The organism is Pseudomonas sp. W17 (assembly GCF_040268305.1).
Lineage (GTDB): Bacteria > Pseudomonadota > Gammaproteobacteria > Pseudomonadales > Pseudomonadaceae > Aquipseudomonas > Aquipseudomonas protegens.
In genome coordinates this window covers 4,051,115-4,071,615 of the sequence record NZ_CP158490.1, presented here as the reverse complement: position 1 = coordinate 4,071,615, position 20,501 = coordinate 4,051,115, and the positions used below count along the sequence as shown (strand labels likewise).

21 protein-coding genes and 2 pseudogenes are annotated in these 20,501 nt (G+C 65.1%); 13 read left to right on the top strand and 10 right to left on the bottom strand.

The window, feature by feature from the left end:
- Positions 1 to 86: 86 nt before the first annotated feature.
- On the bottom strand, positions 87 to 1,601 hold the full coding sequence (locus tag ABCR88_RS18705; RefSeq protein WP_350023981.1) for an MFS transporter: 1,515 nt from the start codon (positions 1,599 to 1,601) through the stop codon (positions 87 to 89).
- A gap of 155 nt (positions 1,602 to 1,756) precedes the next feature.
- On the opposite strand from ABCR88_RS18705, the gene ABCR88_RS18700 reads away from it, so the two are divergent.
- The gene (locus ABCR88_RS18700; RefSeq protein ID WP_015635232.1) at positions 1,757 to 2,386 is read left to right on the top strand and encodes a TetR/AcrR family transcriptional regulator; all 630 of its coding nucleotides are present in this window, start codon (positions 1,757 to 1,759) and stop codon (positions 2,384 to 2,386) included.
- A gap of 31 nt (positions 2,387 to 2,417) precedes the next feature.
- Positions 2,418 to 2,792 (top strand): hypothetical protein, encoded by a 375-nt coding sequence (locus ABCR88_RS18695; RefSeq protein WP_325985914.1) that lies wholly within the window; start codon positions 2,418 to 2,420, stop codon positions 2,790 to 2,792.
- 36 nt (positions 2,793 to 2,828) lie between these two features.
- Here the strand turns inward: ABCR88_RS18695 and ABCR88_RS18690 are convergent, their stop codons facing one another.
- The 4 genes from ABCR88_RS18690 to ABCR88_RS18675 form a co-directional block, all read right to left on the bottom strand.
- The gene (locus tag ABCR88_RS18690) at positions 2,829 to 3,869 is read right to left on the bottom strand and encodes a DUF6602 domain-containing protein (protein ID WP_350403046.1); all 1,041 of its coding nucleotides are present in this window, start codon (positions 3,867 to 3,869) and stop codon (positions 2,829 to 2,831) included.
- A 16-nt stretch (positions 3,870 to 3,885) separates the two neighbouring features.
- Positions 3,886 to 4,992: a DNA alkylation repair protein gene (locus ABCR88_RS18685; RefSeq protein WP_232642431.1), complete on the bottom strand. Its 1,107-nt coding sequence runs from the start codon at positions 4,990 to 4,992 to the stop codon at positions 3,886 to 3,888.
- 202 nt (positions 4,993 to 5,194) lie between these two features.
- Positions 5,195 to 7,018, bottom strand: coding sequence for a monovalent cation:proton antiporter-2 (CPA2) family protein (locus ABCR88_RS18680; protein ID WP_041117590.1), 1,824 nt, complete (start codon positions 7,016 to 7,018; stop codon positions 5,195 to 5,197).
- A 189-nt stretch (positions 7,019 to 7,207) separates the two neighbouring features.
- The gene (locus ABCR88_RS18675; RefSeq protein ID WP_016966118.1) at positions 7,208 to 8,098 is read right to left on the bottom strand and encodes a LysR family transcriptional regulator; all 891 of its coding nucleotides are present in this window, start codon (positions 8,096 to 8,098) and stop codon (positions 7,208 to 7,210) included.
- A gap of 170 nt (positions 8,099 to 8,268) precedes the next feature.
- Between ABCR88_RS18675 and ABCR88_RS18670 the strand changes: the two genes are divergently transcribed.
- From ABCR88_RS18670 to ABCR88_RS18655, 4 genes are all read left to right on the top strand, one after another.
- The gene (locus ABCR88_RS18670; RefSeq protein ID WP_350403043.1) at positions 8,269 to 9,351 is read left to right on the top strand and encodes a 4-oxalomesaconate tautomerase; all 1,083 of its coding nucleotides are present in this window, start codon (positions 8,269 to 8,271) and stop codon (positions 9,349 to 9,351) included.
- 43 nt (positions 9,352 to 9,394) lie between these two features.
- A complete protein-coding gene (gene dctA / locus ABCR88_RS18665; RefSeq protein ID WP_350403041.1) occupies positions 9,395 to 10,720 on the top strand; it encodes a C4-dicarboxylate transporter DctA in 1,326 nt (441 codons plus the stop codon).
- Positions 10,721 to 10,859: 139 nt separating this feature from the next.
- Complete coding sequence (locus tag ABCR88_RS18660) at positions 10,860 to 12,164, top strand: citrate:proton symporter (RefSeq protein WP_041117598.1); 1,305 nt, start codon at positions 10,860 to 10,862, stop codon at positions 12,162 to 12,164.
- 92 nt (positions 12,165 to 12,256) lie between these two features.
- Entirely contained in the window at positions 12,257 to 13,510 is a 1,254-nt protein-coding gene (locus tag ABCR88_RS18655) for an OprD family porin (protein WP_350404905.1), read from the top strand.
- Between the two features lie 5 nt (positions 13,511 to 13,515).
- Here the strand turns inward: ABCR88_RS18655 and ABCR88_RS18650 are convergent, their stop codons facing one another.
- Complete coding sequence (locus tag ABCR88_RS18650; RefSeq protein WP_041117602.1) at positions 13,516 to 14,526, bottom strand: M48 family metallopeptidase; 1,011 nt, start codon at positions 14,524 to 14,526, stop codon at positions 13,516 to 13,518.
- Positions 14,527 to 14,550: 24 nt separating this feature from the next.
- Positions 14,551 to 15,150 (bottom strand): LemA family protein, encoded by a 600-nt coding sequence (locus ABCR88_RS18645; RefSeq protein ID WP_015635241.1) that lies wholly within the window; start codon positions 15,148 to 15,150, stop codon positions 14,551 to 14,553.
- A gap of 185 nt (positions 15,151 to 15,335) precedes the next feature.
- Here ABCR88_RS18645 and ABCR88_RS18640 point away from each other — a divergent pair, with 185 nt between their 5' ends.
- The 4 genes from ABCR88_RS18640 to ABCR88_RS18625 all read left to right on the top strand — a co-directional run bounded on the left by ABCR88_RS18640 (position 15,336) and on the right by ABCR88_RS18625 (position 17,043).
- The gene (locus tag ABCR88_RS18640; protein ID WP_350403038.1) at positions 15,336 to 15,767 is read left to right on the top strand and encodes a DUF4265 domain-containing protein; all 432 of its coding nucleotides are present in this window, start codon (positions 15,336 to 15,338) and stop codon (positions 15,765 to 15,767) included.
- Positions 15,768 to 15,790: 23 nt separating this feature from the next.
- A complete protein-coding gene (locus ABCR88_RS18635; RefSeq protein WP_015635243.1) occupies positions 15,791 to 16,183 on the top strand; it encodes an Imm10 family immunity protein in 393 nt (130 codons plus the stop codon).
- A 76-nt stretch (positions 16,184 to 16,259) separates the two neighbouring features.
- Positions 16,260 to 16,598 carry an FKBP-type peptidyl-prolyl cis-trans isomerase gene (locus ABCR88_RS18630; RefSeq protein ID WP_350403036.1) on the top strand — a complete coding sequence of 113 codons (339 nt, stop codon included), beginning with the start codon at positions 16,260 to 16,262 and terminating at the stop codon, positions 16,596 to 16,598.
- A 22-nt stretch (positions 16,599 to 16,620) separates the two neighbouring features.
- A complete protein-coding gene (locus ABCR88_RS18625; protein WP_041117608.1) occupies positions 16,621 to 17,043 on the top strand; it encodes an NUDIX domain-containing protein in 423 nt (140 codons plus the stop codon).
- A 62-nt stretch (positions 17,044 to 17,105) separates the two neighbouring features.
- Here ABCR88_RS18625 and ABCR88_RS18620 read toward each other — a convergent pair.
- A pseudogene (locus ABCR88_RS18620) lies at positions 17,106 to 17,222 on the bottom strand (diguanylate cyclase); the annotation flags it as partial.
- 70 nt (positions 17,223 to 17,292) lie between these two features.
- On the opposite strand from ABCR88_RS18620, the gene ABCR88_RS18615 reads away from it, so the two are divergent.
- Both ABCR88_RS18615 and dmeF read left to right on the top strand, forming a co-directional pair.
- On the top strand, positions 17,293 to 17,568 hold the full coding sequence (locus tag ABCR88_RS18615; RefSeq protein WP_011060804.1) for a metal/formaldehyde-sensitive transcriptional repressor: 276 nt from the start codon (positions 17,293 to 17,295) through the stop codon (positions 17,566 to 17,568).
- Between the two features lie 9 nt (positions 17,569 to 17,577).
- Positions 17,578 to 18,582 carry a CDF family Co(II)/Ni(II) efflux transporter DmeF gene (gene dmeF, locus ABCR88_RS18610; RefSeq protein ID WP_350403033.1) on the top strand — a complete coding sequence of 335 codons (1,005 nt, stop codon included), beginning with the start codon at positions 17,578 to 17,580 and terminating at the stop codon, positions 18,580 to 18,582.
- An 11-nt stretch (positions 18,583 to 18,593) separates the two neighbouring features.
- Here dmeF and ABCR88_RS18605 read toward each other — a convergent pair whose 3' ends face one another.
- Positions 18,594 to 19,232 carry a LysE family translocator gene (locus tag ABCR88_RS18605; protein ID WP_350404904.1) on the bottom strand — a complete coding sequence of 213 codons (639 nt, stop codon included), beginning with the start codon at positions 19,230 to 19,232 and terminating at the stop codon, positions 18,594 to 18,596.
- 119 nt (positions 19,233 to 19,351) lie between these two features.
- On the opposite strand from ABCR88_RS18605, the gene ABCR88_RS18600 reads away from it, so the two are divergent.
- Positions 19,352 to 20,284, top strand: a complete 933-nt coding sequence (locus ABCR88_RS18600; protein WP_041117612.1) for a LysR substrate-binding domain-containing protein — start codon at positions 19,352 to 19,354, stop codon at positions 20,282 to 20,284.
- A 13-nt stretch (positions 20,285 to 20,297) separates the two neighbouring features.
- Here ABCR88_RS18600 and ABCR88_RS18595 read toward each other — a convergent pair.
- Positions 20,298 to 20,429, bottom strand: a pseudogene (locus ABCR88_RS18595) (GNAT family N-acetyltransferase); the annotation flags it as partial.
- Positions 20,430 to 20,501 lie beyond the last annotated feature (72 nt).

Below are 20,501 nucleotides of genomic sequence, written 5' to 3'. Positions count from 1 at the left end.
TGCGACATCGTGGAGGACGGCGCCTTAGTCGTCAGGCCGGATGTAGCGGTCCCGGGCCTGGAAGGTCGGTGCCACCACGGCGCTTGTCAACGAGCCGGCCTGGTGCCGGGGCTGCCGGCAGGCTCGCGGACCGCTTGCTGGCGAGTTCCCAGCAACAGCCCCATGGCCAGCAGGCTGGCGCAACCGGCCAGGGCCATGGCCAGGCGAAACCCGCTGGTCATGGCGGCGCCATAGAGGTCGGCGAACAGCGGGTCGTGCAGCGGCAGGCGGTGTTCGGTCACCGCTTGCCGGGCCAGTTCGGCGGCGCCGTCGAACCCGGCCGTGGCGCCGGATTCGCTGAGCACTTGCACTGCCCGGGTGCTCATCAGGCTGCCGAGCAGGGCGATGCCGACGCTCATGCCGGTCTGGCGCAGGGCGTTCATGCTGGCCGAGGCGATGCCGGCGCGCTCTGCCGGTGCGCAGGCCATCACCACCAGCCCGGTGGCCGGCACCGCCAGGCCCATGCCCAGCCCCAGCAGACCGAACAGCGAACCCACCAGCCAGTAGGGCGTGTGGGCATCGAAGCCGGCCATGGCGCTCATGGCCAGGCCTACCAGGCCATAGCCGCCAACCATCAGCCAGGGCAGGGGGATGCGCCGGTGCAAGCGGCCAAAGAGCATCGATACAACGCCTGTGACCACGAACTGCGGAAGCATGCGCAGGCCGGTGTCGGCGGCGGACCAGCCCTGGATCTGCTGCAGGAAGATCGAGAAGAAGAACAGGCTGCTGTAGCAGGAAAACCCGAGGATGAACGAGGCCAGGTTGGCCACCGCAAAGGGCCGCTGGCGAAACAGGGTGACGGGCACCAGGGGCCGCTGCACTCGACGCTCGACCTGGATCAGGGCCAGCAGCGCCAGCGTCGCCAGCAGCAATGAGGTGAGCGCCTCGCGGCTGCCGAAACCGTCCTCGCCAGCGACGATCAGGCCGTAGGTCAGGGCCCCCAGGCAGAGCACGCTGAGGATCTGGCCCTGGGGGTCGAGCGCGGCGTGCTGGGGGTACTTGCGCTCGCTGATGCCCCAGCCGCCCAGGGCCAGGGCCAGCAGGCCGATGGGCAGGTTGATCAGGAAAATGCTCTGCCAGCCCAGGTGCTCCAGCAACAGGCCACCCAGCAGCGGGCCGAGGATCAGGGCCAGGGCGCTGAAGGCCGACCAGCCGCCGATCACGTGGGCCCGTTGCCGAGGCTCGGGAAAGGCGTGGCTGAGGATCGGCATCGCTCCGGGAATCAGCAGGGCCCCGGCCAGCCCCTGCACTGCGCGCCCGGCCAGCAGCAGCGAAAGCTCCTGGGCCAGCGCGCACAGCGCCGAGCCGAGGCAGAACAGCAGCACACCGATCAGCCAGCAGCGTTTGTGACCAAAGCGATCCCCCAGGGGGCCTGCCGAGAGCATGAACGCCGAGAGGCAGATGGCGTAGGCATTGACCACCCATTGCAGACCGCCCAGGTCGGTGGCCAGGGCCTGCTGCAAGGTTGGCAGGGCGACGTTGACGATGCTGATGTCGAGGGACGCCAGGAAGGTCCCGAGGTAGGCGGCGGCGACCAGGGCCGGGCGACGATAGCGCTGCATGATGTATCTCCCGCAAGGTCTGGAATGGGCTTGCAGGGCGAGCATAGTATTTCGACTGACCGTCGGTCAATGGGGAATGAAAAAGATTCTCAACTCTCTTTTCCCCCACAAATCCCCTAGAATGGCGACCTTTGTCGAACAGCCCGGATTCGTTCATGAGTGTCAAAACCTCCCCGGTTGCCAAGCGCGCTGCCCAGCCGCGGCCGCGCACCAAACCGGCCGAAGTACGCCTGGAAGAGCTGATGGCCGCCGCCCAAGACCTGTTCCTCAGCCAGGGCGTGGAAGCCACCACCATCAGCGAGATCGTCGAGCGCGCCGAGGTGGCCAAGGGCACCTTCTATCACTACTTCCAATCCAAGAACGACATGCTGGTGGCCCTGGGGCAACGCTATACCCAGCACTACCTGCAGCGCCTGGAGCAGGCGGTGGCGGCCTGCCCCGAGGACGACTGGGTGGCGCAGCTCAGCAGCTGGATCCGCACCAGCGTGCAGGCCTACCTCGACACCTACCGCCTGCACGACATCGTCTACCCCAACCACCATCATCACGACCGCGGCAACCCGGAAAAGAACGCGATCCTCGAGCAGTTGCTGGGCCTTCTTGAAGGCGGCCAGCGCGCCGGCTGCTGGTCCCTGGCCCAGCCAGGGGTGATTGCTTCGCTGATCTACGCCGGGGTGCATGGCGCCACCGACGATGTGATCGCCGCCGGCGAGGACGATGGCCGAGCCCTGGCCGAGGCCATTGTCCAGGCGTGCCTGCGCATGCTGGGTCTGCCTCCTTCTTGATGTTTCCACGGGTAAAAGGAACGACCCTGCAATGAAAAAGATCAACCTCATTCTCGGCGCCGCGCTGGCGCTGTACCTGGCGTACCAGGCCTATGGCTCGTTCTACTACGGCACGCCGTATCAGGGCCGCGACTACAGCGCCGACCAGGCCTTCTACTACCAGAAGTACCGCTTGTTCAGCTGGCGCGCCTGGATTCCCACCATGACCATGCCCGGCGATGGCGACAGCTCGCGCTACAGCGTTGGCGGCTACCTGCGGGTGTTCAAGGCCGACGGCACGCTGGTAGGGCAGTCCTATGACGGCTGCATCGCGGTGGTGGAAGTGTTCTGGTACGACGACGCAGTGGGTGGCTTCGGCTGCAGCGAGCACTTGATCGCGCTGCCCACGAAGGCCACGACGGGCTGAGCGCCCAGTCGCGGTTTGCGGGCCCTGTCGATCGCTTCAGGCCCCGGCCTTCCACAAGCCGAACTTGCCCGCCAGATCCAGCTTGGGATCACGCACCCGGGTCAGGTTGATCGCGGCGCCGGACCAGCCGCCCTCCATCTCTTCACTCAGGTGGTATTTCAACAGGTTGTACTGGATCGCCGTCCCCCCCAGTTGCTGGTAGCCGATGCGTGAGGTCACCGCCTCCAGCAAGCTGGAAATCAGGTATTGCAGCGGCGTTTCGTAGGCCTTGATGGCGATGCCGTAGTCGAAGCTCTCGGCGTTGCTTTCGCGAAAGCAACCGAAGAACTCCTGCTTGCTCATGCTGCTGGACATGGCCGTGTTGTAGCTCTGGCGACAGGCCTCCAGGTCGGCGGCGCCGGGCCGGGGCAGGGCCAGGTGGTTGTTGAGGTTCTTCAGGGTCACACAGCCCTGGGTGGCAATGACCTCGGGCATCAGGGTCACGTCCAGTTCGCCGGCACGGTCGGGGATGTTGTGCCAGGCGTTCAGGCTGTTGCGCAACGGCTCCAGGCTGCTGCCGGGGTAGCCTCGATACCCGTACACATAGGCTGGCGGCAGCACCAGGCCCATGACCGAATTCATCTGCGACACCGTCAGGTTCTGATAGTCGCGTCCATAGATGCGGGCGCTGTACTCGTCCAGGGAGTGGCGCAGCACCGAGGGCTTGAGGTTGCGCACGGACTTGCCGTTCTCCAGCGCCTCGAACAGGCTCTTCTCGTTGAGTTGGGACTTGACCTCCACGGTGGCGATCACCCCTTCGATCAGGTACACGTCCGCCGAGCCGAAGGTGCGCAGGGTGGGGAAATCGTTGCGGTAGATGATCAGGTCGATCTGCTTGGAGATGCCCCCTTCGGAGTCGATGATCTGCCCGGCACCAATGCTGATGTTGCTCGGCAGAAAGCGCTTGAGGACGTCACGGATGAAACTCTCCCGGGCGTCACCGAGGACGCCGGAGTGGCTGGCGATGGTGCTGCTGACGCTGAAGCTGCTTTCCAGGACCCGGGCGATGGATTTCGCCCATTTGCTGATGATTGCCATGGGGCTTCCTTGGGGATCAGGGGACGAGCAAGTCGAAATGACCTGTGGCCAGAGCTTCGCCGTTGACCAGCAATCGCACGCCGTGGCGCCCCGGATAGTGGCGGCGGGTGGTCAGTTCGCGGATCTGCTGGCTGCGGCCAAGCTCCACCTGGGCCAGGCCTTGCAGGGTGAAGGTCTTGAGCTTGAACACCTTGCTCGCGGTGGCGCCGGAGGCCTTGACGTAGTCGATGGCGTAATCCACCACCAGGCGCTGTTCGTGCGAGCAGGTGGAAACCAGGGTCAGGGACAGGTTGAGGCTGTCCCCCAGGTGCAATTGCCCGGGGGCCACCTGGAAGCGGCAAACCTGGACCTCGGCCCGGGCCCCGGCGCCGATCAGCGCCAGGGCCCGGCGGTCGCCCTGCTTGATCAGGCTGCGCAAGGCATGACGGGCGATCCAGGCACTGTGCGGCTGCTCCAGGGGCCAGCCTTCAAGACGTTCCAGAACCCACTGCGGGTGCTCTTTGGTGATGTCGTTGAGGTGGTTGGCCACCGACTTGCGCACGTACAGGCTGGGGTCATTGCGCAGGCGTTCGAGGATCGGCGCCGCCAGTTGCGGGTCGGCCTGCAACTGTTCCAGACGGAACGACCAGGGCAGGCGCGGGCGGCTGCCTTCGCTGGCCAGGCGGCGTACGTGTTCATCGCTGTCCGTGGCCCACTCGTGCATCACGGCCAGCGTGCGCTGGCAATCCTGGCGCAAGAAGTGGCGCACGGCGAACTCCGATGAGCCGAAGCCGGTGAAATACTTCAGTGCCGCCATGGACAGCTCGAAGTCATGCAGGCCGTAGCTGGCCACGTAGTGGGGCAGGAAGATGCACACGAAGCGGCTGTTCAGGCGCGGCGCCAGGGCTTGCAGCAGCTCCAGGCTGCTGGGGTAGTCCAGGCTCAGTACCTGGTGCAGGCTCTCGCTGACCCGGGCCAGGCGCTGCATCAGCGACAGCTCGGCGAGGCCGTGGCCGGCCCGTTGCAGGAACCCCTGACGATCGAAGGCCGGGTGCACCGCGTGCATGGCGTCGGCGATATGCATCAGGCGCTGCTGGTTGAAGATTTCCTTGAGGGCGGGGGCCTGCTCTTGGGTAGAACTCATGGGGCATATCCATTCAAAGCCGGGGCGGCGTCCACTCTACACGCCCTCTGCTGACAGAATCTGTCGGTAGCCGCCGGAGGACGTGTTGCGTCATGCAGATCGTTTTCCGGTGTTGCTGAGGCCGCCTTCGCCGGCCAGCCGGCTCCTACGGTGTGTCGTACCGGCCTGTAGGAGCTGGCTTGCCAGCGAAGGGCGCGGGGCCTCAGCGCATCGGCGGCAGCGGGCTTTCGATCTGTTCGTCCTGTTCGTCGGCTTCGAACAGCCGGGCCAGTTCGGCGCGGGCTTCCTGGGCGCTTTGCAGGACCTTGGCGGCGTCGTCGTAGACGGCGTGCTGGGCCGCCAGCAGTTGTTCGTCGTGCTGGGTGAAACGCTGGATCCGCGAATCGGCCTGGGCCTGGCTCAAGCCCAGCCCCACCAGGGTACGGCGGCTCATTTCCAGGCTGGAATAGTAGGTCTCCCGCACCGCCTGGGCCCCCAGGTCCACCAGCCGGTGCACGTGCTGGCGGTTGCGCGCCCGGGCGATGATCTTCAGGTGCGGGTAGAGCCGGCTGACCTGCTCGGCAGTCTTGATATTGGTTTCCGGGTCGTCGGTGGCAATGACGAAGTACTCCGCTTCGCCGACCTTGGCCGCGCTGAGGATCTCCGGGCGCAACGGGTCGCCGTAGAACACCGGCATGCCGCCGAAACTGCGGATCAGTTCAATGGTTTCCACCGAGGTGTCCAGGGCCACGAAGGGCACTTTCTGTGCCCGCAGGATCCGCGCCACGATCTGCCCCATGCGGCCCATGCCGGCAATCACCACCCGCGGCCCGTCGGAATCGATCCGGCGATACTCAGCGGGCATTTCCACCGGCTTGGCCTTGGGTTTCAGCCAGCGGGTGCAGGCCAGCAACAGCAGTGGGGTGAGGGCCATGGACAGGGTGATGGTCAGCACCAGCAGGTCATACAGGCGGGGCTCGAACAGGCCCTGGTCGCGGCCGATCTTGAACACCACGAAAGCGAACTCGCCGCCCGCCGCCAGCACCACCCCGAGGCGCACCGCACTCTCGCGTCCCAGGCCACCGGCCAGGCGCCCGACCACGAACAGCAGCGGCAGCTTGAGGGCGATCAGCAGCAGGGTCAGGCCCAGCACCGCGATGGGCGCGCTGAGCAGCAGGCTGATATTGGCGCCCATGCCGACGCTGATGAAGAACAGCCCCAGCAGCAGGCCCTTGAAGGGTTCGATCTGCGCTTCCAGCTCATGGCGGTATTCCGAGTCTGCCAGCAGCAGGCCGGCGAGGAAGGCCCCCAGGGCCATGGATACGCCCACCAGGTCCATCAGCCAGGCGGTGCCGATCACCACCAGCAAGGCAGTGGCGGTGGAGACTTCCGGCAAGCGGGTCTTGGCCACGATGCGAAACACCGGGCGCAGCAGGTAGCGCCCGCCCACCACCACCACGGCGATGCTGCCCAGCACCTGCAGGCCGTGGCGCAGGTCCTCGGCGCTGCTGGTGTGGTGATCGCCACCAGCCAGCACCGGGACCATGGCGATCAGTGGAATGGCGGCGATGTCCTGGAACAGCAGGATGGCGAAGGCCATGCGCCCATGAGGGCTGTTCAGTTCCTTGCGTTCGGCCAGGCTTTGCAGGCCCAGGGCCGTGGACGACAGGGCCAGGCCCAGGCCCAGCACGATGGCGCTGTTCAGCGATTGGCCGAACAGAAACAGCGCCACCACGCCGATCACTGTGCCGGTCAACAGCACCTGGGCCAGGCCGACGCCGAACACCGCCTTGCGCATCACCCACAGGCGCTTGGGCGACAGCTCCAGGCCGATGATGAACAGCAACAGCACCACCCCCAGCTCGGAGATATGACTGACGCTTTGCGGGTTGCCCACCAGCCCCAGCACCGACGGGCCGATCAGCACCCCGGCCAGCAGGTAGCCGAGCACGGCCCCCAGTTGCAGGCGCTTGGCCAGGGGCACGATGAGCACCGCGGCGCAGAGGAACACGACGGCGGCTTGTAGCAGGTTGCCTTCATGGGGCATCGGGGGGACTCCAGGGAGAACGGGGCGCCGGTGATGATAAAGGCTCACCGGTGACAATCAGCCGATGGCTGTTGCCAGTTTGCGCCCGGATAAAAACGGCGTGGATGTTCTGAGACTGGCGGTGCGTCCTGCAAGGCACGTCGGAGTAGGAGGGAGGCTGGAGGGGGAGAGGCTGAAGGGGCGCGCCGGTCAGTGCGGCCACTGCTCCAGCAGGATCGCCACGAATTTTTCCGCGGCCGGCGACAGCGATGCGCCGCGGCGGTACACCAGGCCCAGGGTGCGATTGACCACCGGCTCGGTCAGCGGAACGCTGACCAGGGTCGGGTGATCGGCGGCGGGCATGGCCAGGCTGGGCATGGCCGACACCCCGAGCCCGGCCTCCACCATGCCCAGTGACGTGGACAGGTGCTGCACCTCGTAGAACCACTGGGGCCGCCAGCTCAAGCCGGACAGGGCATGGTCCAGCAGCATGCGGTTGCCGCTCAGGCGGCCGACGCCGATCAAGCGATAATCGCTGAGTTCCGACCAGGTCACCGAGCTGCGCTCGGCCAGTTCATGGTCGCGCCGGCAGGCCAGGACAAAGGGTTCGTTGACCAGTGGCACGAACTCGATGTCCGGGTGCTGGCCGCTCATCATGTTGATGCCGAAGTCCGCTTCGCCGCGCAGCACCGCTTCAAGGCCCTCGTTGGCGCTGAGGTCGAGCAGGCGGATGCGGATTTTCGGGTAGCGCTGGTTGTACAGGCGGATCACCGACGGCAGGAAATAGAACGCCGCCGTGGGGATGCAGGCCAGGGTCACCTGACCGATCTGCCGTTCCGCCAGCTCACGGATGTTGAGGATCGAATCGTCGAAGTCGTCCAGCAGGCGGCGGGCCTTGGGCAGGAAGTCGCGGCCGACGCTGGTCAGGCTGACCTTGCGCGTGGTGCGATCGAGGAGGGCGGTACCCAGTCCCTCTTCGAGCTTTTTCATGCGCCGGCTCAGGGCCGGTTGGGACAGGTGCAAGGCGTCGGCTGCTTCGTGAAAACTCCCCAGTTCGGCGATTTTCACGAAAGATCTTATGTCCTGAAGCTCATATTCCATGCGGGTTACTCAAGGCGGGAGTCGGGTGGGGCGCTGGCGGACACGATATTTAACTCATGCGCGAAACGCAATAATCTCTCTGATATTTGCATTGGAAACACATTTTAATCCCTGACACTCTTGTGCCCAGAACATCAATTACCTCGATTGATCAACAAGAGTCAGTGTTCATGCAACGAATTCCTTGTGTGTTGATGCGCGGCGGCACCTCCAAAGGGCCGTTTTTTCTGGCCTGGGATCTGCCGGTGGCAGTGTCCGAGCGTGATGAGCTGTTGCTCAACCTGATGGGCTCCGGCCATGAGCTGGAAATCGACGGCATCGGCGGTGGCAGCCCGCAAACCAGCAAGGTGGCGATCGTCAGTCCGTCGCTGCACCCGGAGGCGGATGTCGACTACCTGTTCGTCCAGGTCATGGTGTCGCAGCGGCGGGTCGATACCGCGCCCAACTGCGGCAACATGCTCTGCGCCGTCGGGCCCTTTGCCATAGAGCAGGGGCTGGTCAAGGCCACGGGTGCTCAGACCCAGGTGCGGATTCGCAACCTCAACACCGGCACCTTGGTCAACGCCCAGGTCCAGACCCCCGATGGCAAGGTCAGCTACGAAGGCGACACCACCATTGACGGCGTGCCGGGCAGCGCGGCGCCGGTGGCCCTGACTTTCCTCGATGCCGCCGGGAGCAAGACCGGCCAGTTGTTCCCCACCGGCCAGCCTCAGGACCTGATCGACGGCATTGCCGTGACCTGCATCGACATGGCCATGCCCATGGTGCTGGTGCAGGCGGCCTGCCTGGGCAAGCGCGGCGATGAAAGCCCCGCCGAACTGGACGCTGATACGGACTTTCTCCAGCGCCTGGAGAGCCTGCGGCTCAAGGCCGGCCTGGCCATGGGCCTGGGGGATGTCAGCGACAAGGTGATTCCCAAGCCGGTGCTGGTGTCCCCGGCCCGGGCGGGGGGCACCCTGGCGGTGCGCTATTTCATGCCCCACAACTGCCATCGGGCCCTGGCCATCACCGGCTCCATCGGCCTGGCTACCGCCTGTGTCACCGCCGGCAGCGTGGTGGCCGAGATGCTCGGCGGGATCAGTGAACCGCGTCTGCATCAGGTTCGAATCGAACACCCCAGCGGGGCGATAGATGTCGTATTGTCCTACAGCGGAACCAGCCCCGAGACCATCCGCGCCTCGGTGGTCCGCACCGCCCGCCGGTTATTTTCCGGGTATGTCTACGCGCCTGCTGCACAACGTCTAGCCGGTTAGTCGACGCGCTGTCGATCCTGGTTGCATCAGTACAATTCTAAAAATGGGTGATGCCATGAAAGTTGTTAAATCGCTCTACTTCCAGATCCTCTGCGCGGTGTGCCTCGGGGTACTGGTGGGGCACTTCTGGGCCCAGCAAGCCATTGCCTTGAAGCCGCTGGGCGACGCCTTCATCAAGCTGATCAAGATGATGATCGCTCCCGTGGTGTTCTGCACCATCGTCACCGGCATCGCCGGCATGAGTGACAAGCGTTCCCTGGGTCGGCTGCTGAGCAAGACCATGCTGCTGTTCCTGGGCCTGACGCTGATCAGCCTGTTCATCGGCCTGGGGGCGGTCTACCTGTTCCAGCCCGGCGCGGGGATGAATATCGACCCCACCCGGCTGAACACCCAGGGCCTGTCCCAGTACACCGAGTCGGCGGCCAAGCTGGGGGTGGTGGAATTCTTCCTGCACATCATCCCCGAGACCTTCATCGGCGCCTTCAACAAGGGCGAGGTCCTGCCGGTGCTGTTTATCGCGGTGCTGTGCGGGTTTGCCCTGTCGTCCCTGGGCGAGCGTGGCAAGCCGGTGCTGGAGGTACTGGAGTCGGCCTCGCAGATGGTGTTCAAGATTTTTTCCTACCTGATGCGTTTTGCCCCCGTCGGCGCCTTCGGGGCCCTGGCCTTTACCGTGGGCCAGTACGGCATCACCTCCCTGGGCGCCCTGGCCAAACTGATCATGACCCTGTATGTCGCCTGCGGCTTCTTTGTCTGCGTGGTCCTGGGGGGCATTTGCCGGGCCAACGGCTTCAGCCTGTGGAAGCTGCTGCGCTACCTGCGCGAAGAGTTCCTGGTGGTGCTTGGCACCTCGTCCACGGAGCCGGTGATGCCACGCATGCTGGAAAAACTCCAGGCCCTGGGCTGCCGCAAGAGCGTGGTGGGGCTGGTGCTGCCCACCGGCTATTCGTTCAACCTCGACGGCACGGCGATCTACCTGTCCCTGGCGGCGATCTTCATTGCCCAGGCGTGCAACATCGACCTGAGCGCCGGGCAGGTGGTCACCATGCTGGCGATCATGCTGCTGTCGTCCAAGGGCGCCGCCGGAGTGACCGGCAGCGGTTTCGTGGCCCTGGCCTCGACCCTGACGGTGATTCATGACATCCCCCTGGCCGGCCTGGCGTTGCTGATCGGCATCGATCGCTTCATGTCCGAGGCCCGGGCCTTGACCAGCCTGGCCAGCAACGCCGTGGCAACCGTGGTGATCGCCATTTCGGAGCAGGCCTGCGACCGCCAGGTGCTGTTGCGCACGCTCGATGGCCAGCCCCTTGCGGCCCAGGCCGCCGCTGCCGACGACACCCCGGCGAGCGCGCTGGCGAACAAGCTCGGCTAGACCCGCCAGGCCGCACCGCTTCACCCCAAGTACCGACTCAACACCTGTGCCGGGCGCCCTTGATCTGGGCCTCCGGCGCTCGGGTGGCCGTGCGCCCGCGCGTCGGCCACGCTCATCATAAAAACAAGAGAATCGACTTATGCTCGCTTTACTCGGCCTCGCCATGGTGGTGGTCTTCACCTTCCTGATCATGACCAAGCGCCTGTCGCCCATCGTGGCGTTGACGCTGGTGCCCATCGTCTTCGCGGTGCTCGGCGGGTTTGCCGGCACCACCGGCAAGATGATGCTCGACGGCCTGAAAATGGTCGCGCCGTCGGCGGCGCTGTTGCTGTTCGCCATTCTGTTTTTCGGCCTGATGATCGATTCGGGGTTGTTCGACCCGCTGATCCGCAAGATTCTCAAGCGGGTCAATGGCGATCCGACCAAGATCGCCATGGGCACCGCGCTGCTGTCGCTGGTGGTGGCCCTGGACGGTGACGGCACCACCACCTACATGATCACTTGCGCGGCCATGCTGCCGCTGTACAAGCGCATCGGCATGAACCCGATGATCCTCGCCACCATTTCCATGCTGTCCTTGAGCATCATGAGCGGCATGACCCCCTGGGGTGGGCCGGCCACGCGCGCCATCGCCGCCCTGGGCCTGGATGCCGGCGAGTACTTCGTGCCGCTGCTGCCGACCATGATCGGTGGCGCCGCCTGGGTGGTGTTCACCGCCTACCTGCTGGGCCGGGCCGAACGCAAGCGCATCGGCAATACCCAGCTGCAAAGCGGCGGTGGCGACTGCTACATCAAGGCGATTCTCGAAGACACCCCGCACAAGCGGCCCAAGCTGGCCTACGTCAACCTGCTGCTGGTGATGGCGGTGATGACCGCGCTGGTGCTGGGCCTGATGCACTCGGCGGTGCTGTTCCTGATCGGTTTTGTCCTGGCCTTGATGATCAACTACCCGCAGCTGGATATTCAGAAGGAGCGCATTCTCGCCCACTCGGGTAACGCCATGACCGTGGTGCTGCTGGTGTTCGCCGCGGGGATCTTCGCCGGGATTTTCTCTGGTACCAAGATGGTCGACGCCCTGGCACAGACCCTGGTGGACTGGATTCCGCCATCCTGGGGCCACCTGTTCCCGCTGGTGGTGGCGCTGACCAGCATGCCGTTGACCTTCGTCCTGTCCAACGATGCCTACTACTTCGGCGTGGTGCCGATCCTGGCCAACGCGGCGGCGGCCTATGGCATTTCCCCCCTGGAAATCGCCCGGGCCTCGATCCTCGGCCAGCCGGTGCACCTGATGAGCCCGCTGGTGGCCTCGACCCTGCTGCTGGTGGGCATGGTGGACCGTGACATTGGCGACTTCCAGAAAGCCACGGTGAAGTGGGCCGTGCTGACCTCTCTGGTGATTACCGCCCTGGCCTTGCTGACCGGCGCCCTGACCCTGTTCGTCTGATTCGTTCGAAACCCTCTTTGATGGCCCGGCGCGCTTGTCTCAGGGGCGCCAGGGACAACTGCGCCTTGAATAACAATAACGAGAACTACCTCATGAGCTATTGGCACACTCGCACCCTGATTCTGTCCAGCCTGAGCCTGCTGCCCCTGGCGGCGGCCCAGGGCGCTGGCTTCATCGACGACAGCAGCCTCAAGCTGCAACTGCGCAACGTCTATTTCAACGAGAACTTCCGCGACGAACACGGGCTCAGCGCCAAGGCCGCGCGCACGGCCAAGAGCGAGCGCACTGAATGGGCCCAGGGTTTCCTGCTCGATTATCAGTCCGGATTCACCCCGGGCACCCTGGGGTTCGGGGTCGATGCCCTGGGACTGCTGGGGGTTCGGCTCGATTCCGGCAAGGGGCGCAGTGGCACGGGGCTGCTGCCGGTGCACGACGACGGTCGCGCCGCGAGCGAATTTGCCAGTGCCGGCGCCACGGCCAAGGTGCGGCTGGCCAAGACCACGCTCAAGTACGGCACCCTGCTGCCCAAGACCCCGGTGCTGGTCTACAACGATGCCCGTCTGTTGCCGCAGACCTATCAGGGCACCCAGCTCACCAGCACGGATATCGACGGCTTGAGCTTGACCGGCGGCTATCTGCAGCGCTTTAAACTGCGCGATTCCACCGACAGCGTGGGGCTGGTGCCCGACGGCTACAGCGGCGGCCAGTCCGGGGACTTCCGCTACGGCGGGGGCGAATACAAATGGAGCAAGACCCTGCGCCTGAGCTATTTCCATGGCGAGCTCGAAAACTTCTATCGGCAGGATTTTGTTGGCCTGCAACATGACCTGGCGCTGGGGCAGGGGACCTTGACCAGCGACCTGCGCTACTTTCGCAGCGCCGATTCAGGCGCGGCGTTTGACGGCAAGATCGCCAACCGCATGTTCAGCGGCCAACTGACCTACGCGATTGCCGGGCATTCCCTTGGCGGCGGCTATCAGCGCCTCAGTGGCGATGCCGGCTTGCCGTATATCAGCGGCGCCACGGTCTACTCCTTCAGCAACGCCGGCATCGGTAAGTTCATCGAGGAGGGCGAGAAGACCTGGATGCTCGGCTACGGCTACAACTTCGCCGGCCTCGGTGTCCCCGGCCTGACCTTCAGTTCCCGCTACCTGAGTGGCAATGACGGCAAGTCCAATACCCGGGTCGATGAGTGGGAGCGCGACAGCGAACTGGCCTACGTGCTCCAGCAGGGCTCGTTCAAGGGGCTGGGGGTGAAGCTGCGCAATTATGTGTATCGCTCCGACTATGCCCGTGGACGCGACAGCAACCGCCTCTACATCACTTACGACATTGCCCTCTGGTAGCGCAGTTACAGTGGCTTGAAGCGCCCATCCCACTGCGGGTCCAGGCGCTGGATGCGCGCAGCCAGCGGTGGGTGGGTGGCCATCAGGCGGCCCAGGCGCAGTTTCACCCCCTGGTGAAAATACAGGTGGCTGTACTGCGCGGCGGCGAAGGCGCGCAGGCGTGAGCCGGCGCTGCTGCCGCCGATCTTTTTCAGGGCCCCGGCAATGCCCTGAGGGTTGCGGGTGAACTGCACCGCCGAGGCATCGGCGAGAAACTCGCGCTGGCGGCAGATGGCGGCCTTGATCAGGTTGCCCAGCAGGCTGCCCAGGGAACCGAAGATCAGCAGGGCCAGGCCCAGCACGGCGAACACGATCTGCCAGAAGAAGCGGTGGCGGTCACTGCCCAGGTGCTGCTTTTCAGCCTGGCGCAGCACCGCGATGCCGGCGAGGCTGAACACCAGCAGGCCGTGGATCACCGCCAGCAAGCGGGTGTTGAGGCGCATGTCGCCGTTGTGAATGTGGCTGAACTCATGGGCGACCAAGCCCTGCAATTCGTCGCGGTCCAGATGGACGAGAGCTCCGCGGGTGATGCCGAGTACGGCCTGCTGCGGGGTCAGCCCGGCGGCGAAGGCGTTAATCCCGTCTTCCGGCAGCACATACACCGCAGGCATGGTGGCGCCCGAGGCCAGGGCCATTTCCTCGACGATATTGAGCAGTCGCTGTTCCTCGCTGCCCCGCGGCGAATCGTTGATCAGGCGTCCGCCCAAGTGCTCGGCGATCACCTTGCCGCCGGCCCGCAGGCGCCAGGTCTTGTACCAACTGCCCAGCAGCACCACCAGCAGCATGAGCAGTGCCACGACTGCAACGACGATCCAGTTCAGCACCTTGGGTTGGCCATACTCCTGGCTCAGCTCGCGCCATAACAGGCCCAGCCCCAGGCTGCTGAGGCTGACCAGGGTGGTCACCGCCAGTGTCATCAACAGCAGCAGTTTGAGGGTGTGGCGCCGGGCACGGGCCTGGTGTTGAAAGAACTTCATGCAGGTTTCCGGCGGCAGGTGCAGTTACTGGAAGGAGACTTTGCTGGCGTCTTGAATGCGCGCGCTGTCGGCAAATTGCAGCAGGGCGGCATCGGCCCGGTGGCCGAACAGCCCGGCGAAAAACAGCGCCGGCACCCGCTGCTTGCACAGGTTGTAGTCGGTCACTGCATCGTTGAAGGCCTGGCGCGCATAGGCGACCTTGTTCTCGGTGCTGGTCAGTTCTTCGCTGAGTTGCGCCATGTTCTGCGAGGCCTTGAGTTCCGGGTAGGCTTCCAGGCTCAGGTGCAGGCGGTCGAGGACCTGGTCCAGGGCACCCTGGTCCTGGCCCAGGCGGGCGATGCTGGCGCTGTCACCGGGTTGCGCAGCAGCCGCTTGCAGGCTGTCCCGCGCGCTGTTGCGCGCCTCGGCCAGGGCAGTCAGGGTCTGGCGCTCGTGCTGCAGGTAGCCCTTGACGGTTTCCAACAGGTTGGGGATCAGGTCGTAGCGGCGCTTGAGTTGCACCTCGATCTGGGCGAAGGCATTGCGCAGACGGGTACGCCGGGTGGTCAGGCGGTTGTAGAGGCTGACCAGGTACAGCGCCAGAGCGGCGAGCAGCACCAGGGCGACGATATCGGCGGTGGCCATGGGATGTCCTTATCGGGTGAGGCGTGGGGGCGGCAATGGTAACGGAATCTTCCTGTTCGGTGACACACCTTCGCCGGCGACCCGTCAATGATTGCCAAGGGCCGGCAATTCTGCGAAAAAGCGCTCGGCTTGTGCGGGGGCCGAAGGGCACCGCTGCCTTTTATTCAATGAACCAGGAACAGGTGATGGACAAGATCATGCTCAGGTTGACGGTGGTGGACGACTATCCGCCGGTGGCCAGCGAAGGGGTCTGGGCCGAACGCCAGCCGGATGGCCTGTACCGTATCGCCAACCTTCCGTTCTACTCCCAGGATGCCTGTTACGAGGACGACGTCGAAGTCCAGGTGGAGGCCGATGGCCTGAAGTGGTTCAGGCGGGTCGGGCGCAGCAGTGGCAACAGCACGTTGCGCCTGGTGTTCTTTGACGTTGGCAGGGCCCGGACCCCCGAGGTGCTGGCGCGGATCAACGCCCTGGGCTGCAGCTGGGAAGGCATGAGCAAGGCGTTCTTTGCTGTCAATGTGCCTGCCTCGGTGTCGCTGGACAGCGTGCTGGAGTACCTGCAGGAGTGCTTTGAGCAGGACTGGCTGGATTATGAAAGCGGGCTGTTGCGCCAGTGACCGCGAATAAGGAGCAAGGAGCGATGAGTTTGAAATTTCATGCCACTGGCTACAGTGCCTGCACTGAAGACGAGGTGCAGATCCTGGGCTTTGCCGACGACGGGCAGCAGCCCGGGCACTACCTGCTGTTGCAGCGCGCCGAATGCTTTGACGAGCAGGACCGCCAGTTGGGCATGGACACTTACCATGTGGAACTGGGCGGCCAGGCAGTGTCCGGCTATGGCGGCATCCGCCAGGTGCTGCTGGCCCCGGGCCGCCTGACCCTGCATTTTGGCGATTCCCAGGCCTGGTGCCGGGGCTTGCCCAGCCTTGAGATCAGCTGGAAGCCGGGGCTCGCCAGCGTCGAGGAGGTCGCGATGGCGCTGGGGGCGATCTTTCTCGATACCGATACCCTGATCGAGGTGGCGCCACAGTGATTGCCAAGCCGGGGCAATTCTGCGAAAAAGCGCGCCGCAGTCCCGTGACGGGGCAATGCTTGAACGGGAGTGAACCATGAGCGACGAATTGCGGGTCATCGATATCCAGCCGGGCGACGGCAAGGCTGTGGTCAAGGGCGCCTTGATCACCACCCAGTACCGGGGCTTTCTGGAGGACGGCAGCAGCTTCGACTCCTCCTATGATCGTGGCAAGCCGTTCCAGTGCGTGATCGGCACCGGCCGGGTGATCAAGGGCTGGGACCAGGGCCTGATGGGCATGCAGGTGGGCGGCAAGCGCAAGCTGCTGGTGCCGGCGCACCTGGGTTATGGCGAGCGTTCCATGGGCGCCATCCCGCCCAATTCCAACCTGATCTTCGAGATCGAGTTGCTGGAAGTGCTGACCCGGGACGATTGAAGGCTTGAGGAGCGAGGGGCCGATGCGTGCCAATAAAGCCTGTCCGGTGGTGCTGCGCCATTCCACCGAACTGGAGATCCTGGCTTTCCGCCATCCACTGGCCGGCCTGCAACTGGTCAAGGGCACGGTGGAGCCGGGGGAGTCCACGGCTACTGCTGCCGTTCGCGAGCTGGCGGAAGAGGCCGGTGTCCAGGCCGGGGAAAGCGGTTTCCTGGGGCTCTGGCATTCGGGTTTCTGCGGCCAGGTGTGGGCCTTCCATGAATGCCGGGTGCCAGCGCCGTTGCCGGAAAGCTGGAGCCATTTTACCGCGGATGACGGCGGCCATCGGTTCGAGTTTTTCTGGCAGCCCCTGGCCAGCCTGCCGTCGGAGCAATGGCACCCGCTGTTCCAGGGCGCCCTGAGATTCCTGCGCCAACGCCTGCTGGGCGAAGGCGCCGAGGCCTAGGCAGCGGCTGATTGCCTGAGACGGTAGTGATTGTTGCCGCTGCGCCGGGCCTCGTACATCGCCTGGAAGCCGAACATGCCGTAGATCGCCTCCGACCAGTACAGGCGCTCGGTATCGACCTCCCGGTCCCAGGTGTCGATCCGCGCAAAATACTGGCTGCGCTTGAACCGTTCGGCATCGTCGGGCCGGCTTGCGTCGTCGAGGGCAGGGGAGCAAGATGCGCTCTATATAGGTATAGGGGGTATAGGTATGTCGCATACTCATGCGCAGAAAGATGAGCTGCTCAAGCGGGTCCGGCGCATTCTCGGCCAGGTCCAGGCTGTGGAGCGAGCCCTGGAAAGCGGGGCCGACTGCGGCAAGACCCTGCACCTGGTGGCCGCCACCCGGGGCGCCATCAGCGGCCTGATGGGCGAGATCATCGAAGCCCATGCCCTGGAGCACGTGGCCAACCCCGAGCTCAGCGATGCCGAGCGGGCCCGTGGCGTGGATGAACTGCTTGAAGCCATCCGCCGTTATTCCAAGTAGGAGCCGCTCATGAACCTGTCTCAGCAGGCTGCACACCTGGCCCACGATCATCAGTTTCTCGGTGCTGATCACGACGACAACGCCCGCCGTACGCTGTGGGTAGTGCTGTTGACTGTGGTGATGATGGCGGGGGAGATCGTCGCCGGTTACCTCACCGGTTCCATGGCCCTGCTGGCCGATGGGCTGCACATGGCCACCCACGCCGGGGCCCTGGGCATCGCGGCGGCGGCCTACGGTTTTGCCCGGCGCAATGCCGGCAACCGGCGTTTCAGTTTCGGCACCGGCAAGGTCGGCGACCTGGCGGGCTTTGCCTCGGCCATCATTCTCGGCCTGGTGGCGCTGGGCATTGCCGGCGAATCCCTGGTGCGGCTGTTCCAGCCCACTCGCGTGGCCTTTGGCGAAGCCACGCTGATCGCCGTGGCGGGGTTGCTGGTGAACATTCTCAGCGCCTGGCTGCTGGGCGGGGGGCACGACCATCATGGCCATGGCCGTTCCCACGGCCACTCTCATGATCACGAGCATCACGAGCATCACGAGCATCACGAGCATCACGAGCATCACGAGCATCACGAGCATCACCAGTCGCACCAGACCGGGGGCGACAACAACCTGCGTTCGGCCTATGTGCATGTTTTGGCCGATGCCCTGACGTCGGTGCTGGCCATTGCCGCGCTGCTGGCCGGGCGCTACCTGGGTTGGGTCTGGCTCGACCCGGCGATGGGCATTGTCGGCGCGCTGGTGATTGCCCGCTGGTCCTATGCCTTGATCAAGTCCAGCGCCGCGGTGCTGCTCGATGCCAGCGATGAGCAGGTGGCCGGGCAGATCCGCGCATCGGTGGAAGGGCCGGGGGATGCCAGTATCGTCGACCTGCACGTGTGGCAGGTGGGCCCCGGGGCCCGGGCGGCGATTGTCAGTGTGGTGGCCCGGGCCTCGCTCAGTGCCGAGACCGTGCGTGCGCGCCTGGCCGCGCTGCCGGGGCTGTCGCACCTGACCCTGGAATTGCGCAGCGTCTGAAGCCGGGCGCCTCAGATAGCGCCCGGGCGGTACAGTTCCAGCAGCGAATAGGCCAGCCCCACCACGGCCACTGCCAGCAGCACCAGGCTCGACACCCCCGTCACCAGGCGCTTGTACTTCCGCGAGAAGCCCTGGCGTGCCACCAGGATATAGGCCCCCAGCACCGCCAGGTCGATCAGTACCCACACCAGGGTCAGCAGCAGTGCGCTGTGTTCGAAGGTACGGCCGACCTGGATGAACTGGGGGAAGAACGAGACAAAGAAGATGATGTCCTTGGGGTTGCCGATGCCCACCACAAAGCCGGTGGCCAGGCCCCTGCCGCGCCCGGCCAGGGGCTTGGCCGGTGCTTGCGCAGCGGGTTGGGTGGCCGCCTCGCGCAACCCCTGCACGGCCAGCCAGGCAATGAAGCAGCAGCCCAGCACGCTGATCCAGTGGATCAGCCGTGGGTCCAGGGCCAGCCCGCCGGAGAGCATCAGCACCGCTAGCAGGGCCAGCAGCAACGACGCTGCGTTGGTGCCCAGGGCGGTCAGCAGCGCCTGGCGCGGGCCGGCGTTCATGCTGGTGCTGACGATCAGCGCCACCACCGGCCCCGGGGTCGCCACCAGCATCAGCACGCTCAGGGTATAGGCCAGCAATAACGACATGTTCACATCCACCCGGCAACTCCTCGGTCATTGGCAAAGGCCCTAGCCTGAAGGCTTGAGCCTGCGTTGAAAAACGCAAAAAGCTGTGACTTACTATGATTTTTAATCATGCTGAGTGTTTGCCGATGGTCGAGTCCCTGCCGCCGCTCTATGCCTTGCGCGCCTTTGAAGTGGCGGCCCGTTCCAGCTCCTTCACCCGGGCCGCAGAGGAGCTGTCCCTGACCCAAAGCGCCATCAGCCGGCATATCCGCACCCTGGAAAGCCAGTTCGGCTGCCGCCTGTTCGAGCGCCACGGCCCCAGGTTGGTACTCACGGACGTTGGGCAGCGCCTGGCCCGGGAGCTCAAGGCGGGGTTCCGGATCATCGAGGACGCCTGTCTGCCGCTGCGCAGCGGCAGTGGCCAATTACGCCTCAAGGCCCCTTCGACACTGACCATGCGTTGGCTGCTGCGGGCCCTGGACCAGCTCAAGCACCAGCAGCCGTCGCTGGCGGTGCAACTGGCCAGCGTGTGGATGGATTTCGATCATGTGGATTTTCATGCCGAGCCCTATGACTGCGCGATTCTGCTGGGCAACGGGCAGTTCGGCGCCGGGGTCGAGGCCTGCAAGCTGTTCGATGAGTGGCTGATTCCCATCGGCCCTCCGGAGGCTGTGGATGCGCCGCCCTGGACCCTGGAACGGCTCAGGGAGGCGCCACTGATCCACCCTTCGGCGGACCGCCGCGACTGGCGGCGCTGGCTACAGGCCCAGGGCCTGCTGGAGCAGGTACGGCTGGACCGGGGCAACGTCTTCGACACCCTGGACCAGGCGATCTGCGCGGCCATGCGTGGCCACGGGCTGTCCATCGCCGACCTGTACCTGGTGGCCGAGGACATCCGCCAGGGCCTGGTCAGCCTGCCGTTTCCCCGTGCGCTGGCGTCGGGGGACGGCTATTACCTGGTGTGGCTGCGGGACAGCCCGCGCCGGGAACAGATCGACGGCCTGCGCGCCTTTCTGCTGGAGCAAGTGGTATCCATCGATGACCTTGAGCTGGGTGACCTGACGCCTGGCGCGGGCTGATGGCGGGGCCGCTTCAACGGCGCAGCATGACCCAGTCGCGGTGCAGGTCGGCGCCGCAGGGGAACAGGGTTTCGCCGCCCCTCACAAAGCCGTTGCGCTGGTAGAAACGGATCGCCCGGGCATTGTGTTCGTTGACGGTCAGGCGCTGGGTGTCGTCTTGCGGTGCGTTGCGCAAACATAGCGGCATGGCTCTGCTCCCTGAAGAAAACCGCCAGCA

Excerpts from the sequence above, each read along its gene's own strand:
- ABCR88_RS18660 (WP_041117598.1), top strand. The coding sequence starts at position 10,860 with ATGCTCGCTTTACTCGGCCTCGCCATGGTGGTGGTCTTCACCTTCCTG.
- ABCR88_RS18695 (WP_325985914.1), top strand. The coding sequence starts at position 2,418 with ATGAAAAAGATCAACCTCATTCTCGGCGCCGCGCTGGCGCTGTACCTG.
- ABCR88_RS18690 (WP_350403046.1), bottom strand. The coding sequence starts at position 3,869 with ATGGCAATCATCAGCAAATGGGCGAAATCCATCGCCCGGGTCCTGGAA.
- ABCR88_RS18705 (WP_350023981.1), bottom strand. The coding sequence starts at position 1,601 with ATGCAGCGCTATCGTCGCCCGGCCCTGGTCGCCGCCGCCTACCTCGGG.
- ABCR88_RS18645 (WP_015635241.1), bottom strand. The coding sequence starts at position 15,150 with ATGGCCACCGCCGATATCGTCGCCCTGGTGCTGCTCGCCGCTCTGGCG.
- ABCR88_RS18635 (WP_015635243.1), top strand. The coding sequence starts at position 15,791 with ATGAGTTTGAAATTTCATGCCACTGGCTACAGTGCCTGCACTGAAGAC.
- ABCR88_RS18685 (WP_232642431.1), bottom strand. The coding sequence starts at position 4,992 with ATGAGTTCTACCCAAGAGCAGGCCCCCGCCCTCAAGGAAATCTTCAAC.
- ABCR88_RS18700 (WP_015635232.1), top strand. The coding sequence starts at position 1,757 with ATGAGTGTCAAAACCTCCCCGGTTGCCAAGCGCGCTGCCCAGCCGCGG.
- ABCR88_RS18680 (WP_041117590.1), bottom strand. The coding sequence starts at position 7,018 with ATGCCCCATGAAGGCAACCTGCTACAAGCCGCCGTCGTGTTCCTCTGC.
- ABCR88_RS18675 (WP_016966118.1), bottom strand. The coding sequence starts at position 8,098 with ATGGAATATGAGCTTCAGGACATAAGATCTTTCGTGAAAATCGCCGAA.
- ABCR88_RS18615 (WP_011060804.1), top strand. The coding sequence starts at position 17,293 with ATGTCGCATACTCATGCGCAGAAAGATGAGCTGCTCAAGCGGGTCCGG.
- ABCR88_RS18655 (WP_350404905.1), top strand. The coding sequence starts at position 12,257 with ATGAGCTATTGGCACACTCGCACCCTGATTCTGTCCAGCCTGAGCCTG.
- ABCR88_RS18670 (WP_350403043.1), top strand. The coding sequence starts at position 8,269 with ATGCAACGAATTCCTTGTGTGTTGATGCGCGGCGGCACCTCCAAAGGG.
- ABCR88_RS18650 (WP_041117602.1), bottom strand. The coding sequence starts at position 14,526 with ATGAAGTTCTTTCAACACCAGGCCCGTGCCCGGCGCCACACCCTCAAA.
- ABCR88_RS18640 (WP_350403038.1), top strand. The coding sequence starts at position 15,336 with ATGGACAAGATCATGCTCAGGTTGACGGTGGTGGACGACTATCCGCCG.
- ABCR88_RS18630 (WP_350403036.1), top strand. The coding sequence starts at position 16,260 with ATGAGCGACGAATTGCGGGTCATCGATATCCAGCCGGGCGACGGCAAG.
- dmeF (WP_350403033.1), top strand. The coding sequence starts at position 17,578 with ATGAACCTGTCTCAGCAGGCTGCACACCTGGCCCACGATCATCAGTTT.
- ABCR88_RS18600 (WP_041117612.1), top strand. The coding sequence starts at position 19,352 with ATGGTCGAGTCCCTGCCGCCGCTCTATGCCTTGCGCGCCTTTGAAGTG.
- ABCR88_RS18625 (WP_041117608.1), top strand. The coding sequence starts at position 16,621 with ATGCGTGCCAATAAAGCCTGTCCGGTGGTGCTGCGCCATTCCACCGAA.
- dctA (WP_350403041.1), top strand. The coding sequence starts at position 9,395 with ATGGGTGATGCCATGAAAGTTGTTAAATCGCTCTACTTCCAGATCCTC.